At 56.8% G+C, this 11,665-nt stretch carries 10 protein-coding genes; 5 read left to right on the forward strand and 5 right to left on the reverse strand.

All coding sequences use genetic code 11. From position 1 onward, the window contains the following. Positions 1-20: 20 nt before the first annotated feature. Together N7D90_RS19655 and N7D90_RS19660 are read right to left on the reverse strand one after the other, a co-directional pair. Complete coding sequence (locus N7D90_RS19655) at positions 21-1,415, reverse strand: PhoH family protein (protein ID WP_261739556.1); 1,395 nt, start codon at positions 1,413-1,415, stop codon at positions 21-23. A gap of 260 nt (positions 1,416-1,675) precedes the next feature. Next, complete coding sequence (locus N7D90_RS19660) at positions 1,676-2,794, reverse strand: polysaccharide deacetylase family protein (protein ID WP_261739557.1); 1,119 nt, start codon at positions 2,792-2,794, stop codon at positions 1,676-1,678. A 228-nt stretch (positions 2,795-3,022) separates the two neighbouring features. Here N7D90_RS19660 and yaaA point away from each other — a divergent pair, with 228 nt between their 5' ends. From yaaA to N7D90_RS19675, 3 genes are read left to right on the forward strand one after another with little or no spacing between them, the layout of a single operon-like run. Next, positions 3,023-3,802 (forward strand): peroxide stress protein YaaA, encoded by a 780-nt coding sequence (gene yaaA, locus N7D90_RS19665; RefSeq protein ID WP_261739558.1) that lies wholly within the window; start codon positions 3,023-3,025, stop codon positions 3,800-3,802. 57 nt (positions 3,803-3,859) lie between these two features. Beyond that, positions 3,860-4,324, forward strand: coding sequence for a multidrug transporter (locus tag N7D90_RS19670; RefSeq protein ID WP_261739559.1), 465 nt, complete (start codon positions 3,860-3,862; stop codon positions 4,322-4,324). Positions 4,325-4,334: 10 nt separating this feature from the next. Then, on the forward strand, positions 4,335-5,159 hold the full coding sequence (locus N7D90_RS19675) for an SDR family oxidoreductase (RefSeq protein ID WP_261739560.1): 825 nt from the start codon (positions 4,335-4,337) through the stop codon (positions 5,157-5,159). A gap of 37 nt (positions 5,160-5,196) precedes the next feature. Here the strand turns inward: N7D90_RS19675 and N7D90_RS19680 are convergent, their stop codons facing one another. Beyond that, a complete protein-coding gene (locus tag N7D90_RS19680) occupies positions 5,197-6,081 on the reverse strand; it encodes a LysR family transcriptional regulator (protein ID WP_261739561.1) in 885 nt (294 codons plus the stop codon). A gap of 109 nt (positions 6,082-6,190) precedes the next feature. On the opposite strand from N7D90_RS19680, the gene N7D90_RS19685 reads away from it, so the two are divergent. Further along, on the forward strand, positions 6,191-7,414 hold the full coding sequence (locus N7D90_RS19685) for an MFS transporter (protein ID WP_261739562.1): 1,224 nt from the start codon (positions 6,191-6,193) through the stop codon (positions 7,412-7,414). A gap of 13 nt (positions 7,415-7,427) precedes the next feature. After that, the gene (locus N7D90_RS19690) at positions 7,428-7,823 is read left to right on the forward strand and encodes a DUF4440 domain-containing protein (protein WP_261739563.1); all 396 of its coding nucleotides are present in this window, start codon (positions 7,428-7,430) and stop codon (positions 7,821-7,823) included. Positions 7,824-8,272: 449 nt separating this feature from the next. On the opposite strand, the gene N7D90_RS19695 is transcribed toward N7D90_RS19690, so the two are convergent. Next, positions 8,273-10,606, reverse strand: a complete 2,334-nt coding sequence (locus N7D90_RS19695) for an RHS repeat-associated core domain-containing protein (protein WP_261739564.1) — start codon at positions 10,604-10,606, stop codon at positions 8,273-8,275. A gap of 187 nt (positions 10,607-10,793) precedes the next feature. Further along, positions 10,794-11,657 (reverse strand): HlyD family secretion protein, encoded by an 864-nt coding sequence (locus N7D90_RS19700; RefSeq protein WP_261739565.1) that lies wholly within the window; start codon positions 11,655-11,657, stop codon positions 10,794-10,796. Positions 11,658-11,665 lie beyond the last annotated feature (8 nt).

Genomic DNA, 11,665 nt, shown 5'->3' on the forward strand with positions numbered 1-11,665 from the left:
TCAGGGTTAAACCAGCAAGGTTACAAATGCGATTCGGCGTATTCGGCCAGAATCGAGCGAGGCACCCCTTGCAGGGCAATGTGCACCCCGTTGGGGAAGTCTTTGAAACGCTCCGTCAGGTAGGTCAGCCCCGAGCTGGTGGCCGACAGGTACGGCGTATCGATCTGTGCCAGGTTGCCCAGGCACACCACTTTGGAACCGGCGCCCGCACGGGTGATGATGGTTTTCATCTGGTGCGGCGTGAGGTTTTGACACTCATCGATCAAGATCAGGCTCTGCTGGAAGCTGCGACCACGAATGTAGTTCAGGGATTTGAACTGCAACGGCACCTTGCTCAGGATGTAGTCGACGCTGCCGTGGGTGTTTTCATCCTCCATGTGCAGGGCTTCAAGGTTGTCGGTGATAGCCCCCAGCCAAGGCTCCATCTTCTCGGCTTCGGTGCCCGGCAAGAAGCCGATTTCCTGATCCAGCCCTTGCACGCTGCGGGTACAGATAATCCGCCGGTAGCGCTTGCTGACCATGGTTTGTTCAATCGCGGCCGCCAGCGCCAGGATGGTTTTACCCGAACCCGCCGCACCCGACAGGTTGACCAGATGAATATCCGGGTCGAGCAAAGCAAACAGCGCCAGCCCCTGATAAATATCCCGAGGCTTGAGCCCCCAGGCTTCCTGGTGCAGCAGTGGCTCCTGGTGCATGTCGAGAATCAGCAGCTGGTCCTTGCGCACCTCTTTGATCCAGCCGACAAAGCCCTGCTCATCAATGATGAATTCATTGATATGCACCGAGGGCAGGTTTTCGTTCATCTGCACCTGATGCCAGGTACGGCCATGACCTTGGCGGGTCTCGACCTTGTTGACGCGGTCCCAGAACGAACCGGTCATGGTGTGGTAACCACGCGACAGCATCGATACGTCGTCAACCAACTGGTCGGTGCTGTAATCCTCGGACTCGATCCCGCAAGCCCGAGCCTTGAGGCGCATGTTGATGTCTTTGGTCACCAGCACAACACGCAACTTCGGTTCGCGGGCGTGCAGGTCAATCAACTGGTTGATGATGATGTTGTCGTTGAGGTTTTCTGGCAGCAGCGTGTTGGGCTCGCGCCGCTTGCTCATCATGATCGACAGAAAGCCTTTGGGCGCGCCTTTGCCACGCTGGATCGGCACACCCTTTTCGACATCTTCAGGGCTGGCAACTCCCAGCAACTGATCAATCAAACGGATAGCCTGACGACACTCCGCGGCCACCAGCAGCTTGCCGGTTTTGAGTTTGTCGAGCTCTTCGAGCACCGTCATGGGGATCGCGACGTGATGTTCCTCGAAGTTCAGCAATGCGTTTGGATCGTGAATCAGTACGTTGGTATCGAGCACATAAAGGATTGGCTGGTTGGAAGAAGGAGTGCGTCCGTGATCATCCATACTCGGTCACCTTTTTGGGAGCCATTCGACGCAATACCACAACAGTTCTGCGCCTCGGAGTGACTGCCGTAATTACCCTGCCCGGTGGGTCTTGGAAGACGCCACCTGTGTTGCAGGTTTCGGCCGTCTGTCTTCGTAATACTCCTAAATGTGTGACAAAAAAAAGCTTTTTTAGCGAATAGGCAATTTATTTCATGGAATGACGAATACCCTTGGCGGATGCCTGAAGCGGGGCTAGAGTCATATATTAACTGCGTGTTCTACAACACTTCGCAATCTTCCCAACCCAAGCCACTTTGTGCCGTCGCCTTCAGCAACCAAGGCAACGCCGTACGCACTTTGTCCTGGGTATCGTGAAACGCAATCACCCCATGACGCCACAACAGCATAAGGCTCAACACCCGTTGCGCTGACTGTTCGGCGCTCAGGCTGGCTGACATGTCTTGCGCATCAATATCCCACAATGACACCTGCAAACCCTGCGCCTGGAAAACCCCCCCGCTATCTGCCCGCCGCTGCCCATAGGGCGGGCGAAACAGAGCGACGTAGTTGTTCGGTACAACCTGTTTGACCAAGGCCGTGGTGCGCAAAATCGAGTCCTGCCAGTCTTGCCAATGACTGTGTGAGCGATATTCCCAGCCCTGCACGCCCACACACTGGCCCTTGTACAGCGCTTGCAGAGCTTGTGTACCGTTTTTGTCGAGGCGCACCTGCGCGCTATTGCCCAACACAAAAAAAGTCGCGCTCATGGATTGCTTGCGCAGGTAGTCGGTCAACCAGTCGGTGGTGCCGGGCAATTGGCTGGGGCCGCTGTCGAACGTCAATGAAAACAGTCGATCATGCATCGCTTCGCCGTTGCTTTCCTGCTCGCCGAACAGCTCGATTTCGCTGCTGATTTGCGGGAACAGCGCGGCCTTGCGCAGTTGTTCATCCAGATAACGCTGGTGAAACTCACGGCTCGGCTCGGCCCAGGCCACATAAAACGAGTCGTCGGCGATTTCAAACTTGCCGGCCTGCTCGCGCAAGCTGTCCATGCCGTCGACGTAATAGCAAAACGAGGCATCCTGATCGCAGCTTTGCTGGGCAAGGTTGTAATTGGCCAACAGCCGCTGCCACATGCGTTTACGCAGGTTATCAATGGTGTCCAGGTTGATGGTCTTCAGGCCAAGGCGCTGCTTGAGCGCGCTTTCGTCCAGCGTTTCACTGACCAGCAAGGCATGGGCGAAGGCAAGAATTTCGGCCCGCGAAGCAACATCGAACAATGCGGGGCTGATCAATTGCTCGGGCCAGGTACTGCGATCCAGCGTTGCGGGCTCATTGGGCGCCGCCACTGCCCCCAGGCACACCAGCATGGCCGAGAAAAAAAGAGCAATGCGCACGGATCAATCTCCCAATAAAAACTGGCAGCACTATAACCCGGACAAATGCCCGTGACCTGTAGTCGCTGCCGAAGGCTGCGATAGGTTGCGCAGCAGCCCCGAAAGTCCTGCGGACTTTATCGCAGCTTTCGGCAGCGGCTACAGAGTCTCAAACGCCTATCGCGACGATAGGTGGAGTCAAACCGCCCAACCCCCTAGAATCCCCAGACGCTAAAAGGAGACGACCTCATGCTGATGGTGATTTCACCCGCTAAAACCCTCGATTACGAGACGCCGCCGGCCACTGCGCGTTTCACCCAGCCGCAATACCTGGACCACTCCCAGGAGCTGATCGAACAATTGCGCGAACTGAGCCCGCAACAGATTGGCGAGCTGATGCATTTGTCCGACAAGCTCTCGGGGCTCAATGCGGCACGCTTCGGCAGCTGGACTCCAGCGTTCACCCCAAAAAATGCCAAACAGGCACTGCTGGCATTCAAGGGCGATGTGTATACCGGCCTTAACGCCGTGGACTTTAGCGAAGCGGACTTTGATTACGCGCAAACCCATCTGCGCATGCTCTCGGGACTCTACGGCCTGTTGCGCCCGCTGGACCTGATGATGCCGTATCGCCTGGAGATGGGCACCAAGCTGGCCAATGCCCGGGGTAAGGACCTGTACGCCTTCTGGGGCACGCAAATCAGCCAATGGCTCAATGAAGCACTGGCGGAACAGGGCGATGACGTTCTGCTCAACCTGGCGTCCAACGAGTACTTCTCGGCAGTGAAAAAATCGGCCCTGAACGCACGTATCATCAATACTGAATTCAAGGACCTGAAAAACGGCCAGTACAAGATCATCAGCTTCTACGCCAAAAAAGCCCGCGGCATGATGAGCCGGTTTGTAATCAAGGAACGCATCAACAACCCCGAGCAGCTCAAGCAGTTCGATGAGCAGGGTTATCGTTTTAGCGCTGAACAATCCAAGCCGGATCTGTTGGTGTTTTTGCGCGACCACGCTGAGGAATGACCCCTCCAGGGGCCTCAGGCTGGTAAGTTAGACTCATTCCATGCAAGAGGCGCTGCCATGTTTATCGGCGTGTTACTGATCATCACCTGGCTTGTGCTGTTGCTGCGCTATCCGTCCAAGGCTTTCCCGGTTTCGCTGGCGGCAGTGTTCGGGCTAGCAATTGTTGCAGCGTCTGTGGCCTGGCTCGACAACCGCGAAGCACAGCAACTGGCACGCCTGGAGCTGCGTATTGTCTATGACCCCGTGCATTGCCCGGCAGACCGCCCATTGCAACTGACCCTGAAAAACCGCAATGACGTGCCACTGGTCGAACTTGGCTGGCGCATCGCCGCCTATGCACCGGGCGATACCGTCAACCTCGCCGATAACCTCTATACCGCCCCACGCTATCGCGGGCCCGGCGAACTGCAAGCCCAAGCCAGCTGGCAAGACTGTTTACCGATGCCGCCCCTGCGCGCCGGTTATCGACCGCAAACCCTGGAGTTCCGAGCAGAACGTCTGCAAGGCAGCTTTTCCAATTAAGGATTTTTCGATGCTCCGTGTTTTGATCACCGGCTGCTCCAGCGGCATTGGCCGCGCCCTGGCCGATGCCTTCAAGGCAGCGGGTCATGAGGTCTGGGCCAGCGCTCGCAAGCCTGAGGATGTGGCCCGGTTGGCGGCAGCGGGGTTCACCGCAGTGCAACTGGACGTAAATGACCCACACGCATTGGCGCAACTGGCTGAACGCCTGGCGCACGAGGGCAGCGGGCTGGATGTGCTGATTAATAATGCCGGTTATGGCGCCATGGGCCCGTTACTCGATGGCGGCGTCGAGGGGCTGCAGCAGCAATTTGAAACCAACGTGTTTTCAGTGGTCGGTGTCACCCGCGCGCTATTTGCAGCGCTGCGCCGCAACAAGGGGCTGGTGGTCAATGTCGGCAGCGTTTCCGGTGTATTGGTGACTCCGTTTGCCGGGGCCTATTGCGCTTCAAAAGCCGCAGTACATGCATTGAGCGATGCACTGCGCATGGAACTGGCGCCTTTTGCCATCCGCGTACTGGAAGTACAGCCCGGCGCCATCGACACCAGCTTCGCGAAAAATGCCAGCGCCCAGGCCGAGCAGTTGATTGGCCAGCAATCTGCCTGGTGGCCCGTGCGCGACGGTATTCGCGCAAGAGCCAAAGCCTCGCAAGACAACCCCACAGCTGTAACAGCCTTTGCAGATGCGATACTCAAGGCCGTACAAAAAACCAGGCCACCAATGTTGTTGCGCTATGGCAATGGCAGCCGTGCCATGCCGTTACTGGCTGCGTTGGTGCCGAGTGGTTTACTGCAGAAAATCCTGATGAAGCGGTTCGGGTTGGATAAAGAACTGTGACTGCAAAAAACCTGTAGCCGCTGCCGAAGGCTGCAGGTCAGCCATGGACCTTCATAAAATCGATAAACACCCGCACCTTCAGTGGCAGATGCCGGGTGTCGGGGTACAGCGCAAATACCCCCTGACGAGTAAATTGCCAGCCGGGAAGCAGATGCACCAATCGACCGGCCTGCAAATCCTCTTTAATCAGCCAGTCGGGCAAGATCGCAACGCCCTGCCCGGTCAGGGCAAAGGCAAGCAGCACCGATGAGTTGTCTGCCTTGATCCGCGCCTTGCCGGGATTGGGCTGATAAGGCTGGGCAACACCGCTGCTCGAGTCGGTAATGTTCAACTCCCCTACCCGTCCATGCTCCAGCCAGGGTGTTTGTTCAAGGGCTTGCACGCTATTGATGGGCGCCACGCTGGCAATAAACGCCGGTGAAGCCACGGGCAGAATCTCGAAAGTACTCAACTGCACGGCACGGTGGCTGGAGTCGAGCACACGGCCCAAGCGCAAAGCCACATCAAAACGTTCGGAGATCAGATCGGCATGGGTCGATGAGGTCGACAAGTGCACGTTGAGGTCGGGGTGCAACGCGCGAAACAGCTCCAGTGCAGGCACCACTTTGGCCAATGCATATTCCACAGTGGTGGTGATACGCAACGTGCCCTTGAGTTCCGTGTGCTCGCTTCGGGCTTCGTCAATCGCCAGCCGGGCCGCTTCCAGCATGCTCAGGCAGTGCAGATAAAAACGTTCACCCGCCTCGGTCAAGGCCAGCCGCCGGGTGTTGCGCGTCAGCAGGGTCACGCCCAGCTCAGCCTCAAGCCGCTTGATGTTGAAGCTGACCACGGCACGGGTTTGCCCCAGCAGATCCGCAGCGCCGGTAAGGGAGCCAGCTTCGACCACGGCTTTGAAAGTGTCGAATCGATCGAGACTAACCATGCTTCATCCTGCCAATTGTCAAAATAATTTTGACAATCTAGCAGCGAGCGGACGGTTCCTCCACAAGCAAAAGCTGCTTACTGTGCGGTCTCCGATCAAGGAGCCGACCATGGCCTACCGCAACAAAATCGCGCTGGTGTATTTGCTGGGCTATGCGCTGGATCTGGTGAACATGTTCGCCGCAGCCATTGCCTACCCGCAAATCAGCCTGGAACTGCACGCATCCGTCACGCAGCTGGCCTGGATCGGCAACGCCTACATGCTCGGCCTGACGCTGATCATTTTGCCCAGCGTGTGGTTGGCAACCGTGTTTGGCGAAAAGCGATTGATCATGGCTTCACTCCTGTTGTTCAGTCTGGCGTCCTGGTGCGTGGCACAGTCGGGCTCGATAGAAGCACTGATGGGTTGGCGTTTGCTGCAGGGGCTGGCCGGCGGATTATTGATTCCGGTGGGGCAAGCCATGGTGTATCGGCACTTTCCGGTGCGCGAGCGAGCTCGCCTGACTTCCGTAATTTTACTGGTGGCGTTGCTGGTACCCGCGCTGTCGCCGGTTTTGGGCGGCTGGGTAGTTGAGTCATGGTCATGGCGCTGGGTGTTTTACGCCAACCTGCCACTGGCAGTGCTTGCCCTGTTGCTGGCCGCACTCTGGCTTGAGGCAGAGCCCCGCCCCACTTCGCGCCCGACGCTGAATTATCGGAGTGTGGCGACAGGAGCGCTGAACATGGCGCGCTTGCTGAAAAGCCCACTGCTGCGGGTCGGGATGCTGACGTATCTGTTTATTCCCGGAATTTTTATCGGCACCCAGTTGGTGAGCATTTTGTACCTGCACCAACTGGGCTTGAGCCCTGCGCAAACCGGCGCCTTGATGCTGCCGTGGGCGCTGGCATCGGCGCTGGGCATTTGCCTGAGCCGTTATCAATTTAACCGTGTCGGGCCAAAGCCGTTGCTTTTGCTGGGCATGACGGCACAAGCCGTGGGTATTGGGTTGTTGACCCAGATTGATGGTTCAAGCTCCTGGCTGCCAATCGCGCTGTACGGGCTGATGGGATTTGGCGGCAGCCTGTGCAGCAGCACGGCGCAAAATACCGCGTTTATTGATGTCTCTGCCCAGCACATGGGCCACGCCAGCGCGCTATGGAATATCAACCGTCAGCTGAGTTTCTTGCTTGGCCCGGCATTGATGATGGCCCTGTTGGGCGCTTTGACCCTGATCACCTCGACGCCGCACGCCTATGCCCTATGCTTTGCCATCGGTTGTGCATTGACGCTGGTGCCGCTCATTCCCGTTCTGCGCCTTGATACATCCCGCGTGCTGGCTTTACTCGCACCTTAACCTGGAGATTCCGATGACTGACTACGCGAGCTACTTTGATCTGGTAAACGAAACCCACGTCGAAATTGAAGGCTGGTTTTCCGGCCTGGAGCCCGGCGTACTGCCGGTTTTGCTAGCGCGTTTTTCGCCGCAATTTTCGATGATTACCCCCGGCGGCAAAGTGCTGGATCTCGACGGGGTAGAAACACTGTTTGAACAACTGCGCGGAGCGCGCCCTGGGTTGAAAATCACCCTCAGCGAGTTCAAGGGCATTGCCTTGCACGCAGGCGGTGCGGTGGTCAGCTACCGCGAGCTGCAAGAGGAACACAACGGCAGCCGCACTGATCGCCGGGCCACCGTGGTATTTGAAAAAACCGCCGACGGCAAGGTGCTGTGGCGGCATTTGCATGAGACATTTTGTGCGGATTGACAGGCAACAAGCCGGTACTTGAGATCGAAGTGCAACGGTAACGGTCATGACTGTGCGTTACCGCTGCAAGGCAAGGGGATCAAAAGTTGGATCGTGCTCCAGACCCTTGCCGGGGATTTGATGCTTGATCAAATGCTGCGGCAAACAGGCGCCTGTTCATGGCGCTGTACCGACCGCTGGAAACGAGCGACTCGAGGGCTATGGGCGAATCGGTCAGTGCCGCGAAATGCGCGTCCACAGGTAACCTGTTAATTGCCATTGAAGGCATAGAAGTCTGCGCAGGAATAACTGCATATCTGATTGCTGTATCCGTCAGTTGCGCATATTGCATCTGTGTTTGCGCTTCACTCTTCTTCATTAGCCGTGAGAATTTTACGGCCATCTGGCCCGCAAAAGAGACCACAGGATTGCGAGCGTGCTTGGCCACTGCCCCTACCACACCAATAACATCAGCAACCCCCCTCCCGCCGAGCCGCCAGTACTGCCTGATCCTCAATCGGACTGTTAACTGCGCAAGTCAGAGGGCCCACTATCTCGCTTGTGATTTTCTCCCCCACTAACACGTTCAACATTCCGCACGTCAGTTCTCCTGAGTGATACAACACGCTACCCGCCGGGACTGCCGTACCGGTTCGTGCAGCAGCAATCACATGGGCCTCGTGAGTATTGGTAAATGCAGGCCCCCGGCGCTCGATCACGTCGTTAAGTGCCACTGGAATTTGATCCCGATAATTGCGGGTAGCAGAGTCTGTAGTGTTCGAAAAATATCTGCGCACAGATCCCATGCCGGCAGCCTGTAGTGGGTGAATAGCACCCTGCTCGGCAAGTGTGTCATACGGCCGATCTTCCTTATCGACGCATGAGACCTCTATCAAGCCATCCGGATCACGGTAGACAATTGGATTATTGCGTACGGCTCGGTACTGATTCAGTCCGTAGATAACGCCACTGGGATCAGGATTGATCCAGCGCCATCCCATCACGCAATATCGCAAACCATAATAATAAAGCCCTGTGGCATCCCGCTCCTTGGCTGAGTAACGCAAGGTTCGAAAACTCGACTCGCTTGAGTTCCCCCGCTCACTGAACGCCGTGGTTGCATATGGATGGTAAGTTTCGCGGCTGACAATTTTGGCATTGCTATCCAGCTCCAGAGTGCAAGAACCCAAGTGATCAGCAAGGCTGTAGCACAACTGCTCACACGCCAACTGCCTGGGCAAGGGTGTTTCCCATTGCAACACCTGCACCGAAATGCGACCGGTTTGGGCAGTGATTACGCCCAGAGTTGTACCTGTAACCCTGTCAATACGCATTTCCAACCCTGGCAAGTAACGCGTTTCGCTGATCAATGTACGCGTACGGGTTTGCGTTGAACGAATCTTGCGTTGTCGCATGCCATCCGCGCCGTAGATGTAGCGCTCATTGTCGTCGAGGCCCGACTCGCGCTCTACCGGTCGGACCTCACTTAACTGATTACGTAAATCCCAACTCAATGTCCGCCCCTTGTCCAAGGCCAACAGGTTACCGCTCTGATCAAAACCTGAGGCAATTTGGGCTTCAGTCAGCGGGCGAGCGTCTTGTTCGGGCAGGCAGCGATTACTGTATTTTCCCGCCGTCAGCCTAAGCCCATGAGATTGCGCACCTTGGTGGACAGTCTCCAATAAGTTGCCACCGGCATCGTAGCGATAGGTCTGGCGATAAGTGGCCACGGCCTGCGGGTTTCTGATCTGAGCGGGGCCTTTACTGGCAGCTCCGGCCTCCCATCCGGTAGCGCTGATCAGTTGGTAGAGACTGTCGTAGCGGTAACGGTTGATCGGTTCAATGCACTGGTTGGCGAAGTAGCGAATCGGCAGGGCCTTGTCCTCGATACTCAAAATATTGCCCACCGGATCGTAGACGTAGTTCAAGTCCTGCAAGGCTTTATGCTGGGCAACGCTAGCACGCAAACGCAAGAGACGGTCACTACGAGGGCAATAATCGAACACGCTGACCACGCCATTACCAGCAGTCTGCTGCTGTATCTGGCCGCAGGCACTGTATTGAATACCATGGACCAGCATTTGAGGCCCTGGGGCATTTTTCAGATGCAATCTGGTCTCGTACAACTGACCGTCTACCGTGTGAGCGAACATGTTCCGGTTGCCCAGAGCATCAATCTGTTGCACCACCTCACCCATGCCGTTGTGTGCAAACAACGTGGACGCGCCACCTACCGGCTCAAGCAAGCAATCACGCTCACTCTCGCCCGATGGCCAGTGCGGTAGATTCAATGCCTGCAAAAATTGCTGCGTTTGTTCAATCACCTGCCCCGTCAATCCGAATGCATTGAAGTGACGCGTACCAGCTGGGTCATCGTGGCGGATCAATTGTCCGTACTGGTTGTGGTCGATACAGATTGGATCTACAGAGCCATAGATATAACGCTCAGTACACGATACCGGGGCATTTGACTCATGCTCAAAAATCGCCAGGGGGCGCAGCAAGGTGTCGTACTGAATATGTTGCTGACTACCTCGCCCATCCCAGCTGTGCAGGAGCTGCCCCACTTCACCCGGCAGGCTGACTCGCAGGCCTGCATCAACACTCAAGGATCTCAAGGGAATGCCTGTCAGCGTGTAAAGGTGCTCGGCATTGGCCGGTGTCGAGGCATCACTGCCATGCAGTACCCACAATCGCGGGTCCCACTGAGCCACCACTCGCCCCGCCTCGTCGAACCGGGTTCGATTGATGCGAACCTCGGCATCTGCATCGCTGGCAGAACGGCAATAAGTGATTGAACGCACGGTCAATCGACGCGAATCAATGGTTGTTAAGGTTGGTGTGTGGCAGTGAATATTCATCATCAAGAGCCTTTGCAGTTCTTGATCAGAGTAGAAACGCAAACCAGCGGACTGCCTACTGTCAGAAATACCAGATTCGCCTGTAGCCGCTTGCGATGGGCCGCAAAGCGGCTCCAGGACTAACCCAAGGTCAGTCCACTTTGCCCTGCTCAACAATCACCGTACACGTAGTGCCTGCGGCCAGCAGGAAACCATCGGGGATTTCGTCGATGTGGATACGTACCGGCACCCGCTGCGCCAGGCGCACCCAGTTGAACGTCGGGTTTACGTCGGCCACCAGTTCACGGCTCTCGGGGTTGTCGCGGTCGTAGATGCCGCGCGAAATGCTTTCCACATGTCCCTTCAATACTTCGCCGCTCATCATTTGCAGGTCGGCTTTGTCGCCCACACGGATGTGCGGCAGTTTGGTTTCTTCGAAGAAGCCATAAACCCAGAACGAATCCTTGTCGATCACGGCCATTTTCGGATCGCCCACCCGCGCATAGTCGCCACGGTGCACGTTGAGGTTGGTGACGTAGCCGTCAACGGTAGCCAGCACTTTGGTGCGTTTGAGGTTGAGCTGCGCCGCGTCAAGCTGAGCCAGCGCGTGCTGGTAGTCAGCCAGGGCCGAGTCGGCGATGTTGCTGGCGTCGTCACGGTTTTCGCGGGAGATCACCAGGCTGTCCATGTCCGCCCGGCGATGGGCGTTGACCTTGCGCATCTCCCAGGTGGCCTTGCGGGACGCCACCAGCGATTGCGCTTGCTTGACCACGATTTGGTAATGCTCAGGGTCGATTTCCAGCAGTACGTCACCCTTTTTTACCAACTGGTTGTCTTTGACCGGCACGCCTGTCACGTAGCCGTTAACGTCGGCCGCAACGTTGATGATATCGGCCCGCACCCGTCCATCACGGGTCCACGGGGTGTTCATGTAATGCTCCCAGAGGGTGCGGCCGATCCATATCGCAAGGGCCAGAACCAGCAAGGTGGCGAGCAGGCTGAAAAACTTTTTCATCGGATCGG

It is taken from the genome of Pseudomonas fragi (genome assembly GCF_025426255.1).
Classification (GTDB): domain Bacteria; phylum Pseudomonadota; class Gammaproteobacteria; order Pseudomonadales; family Pseudomonadaceae; genus Aquipseudomonas; species Aquipseudomonas kulmbachensis.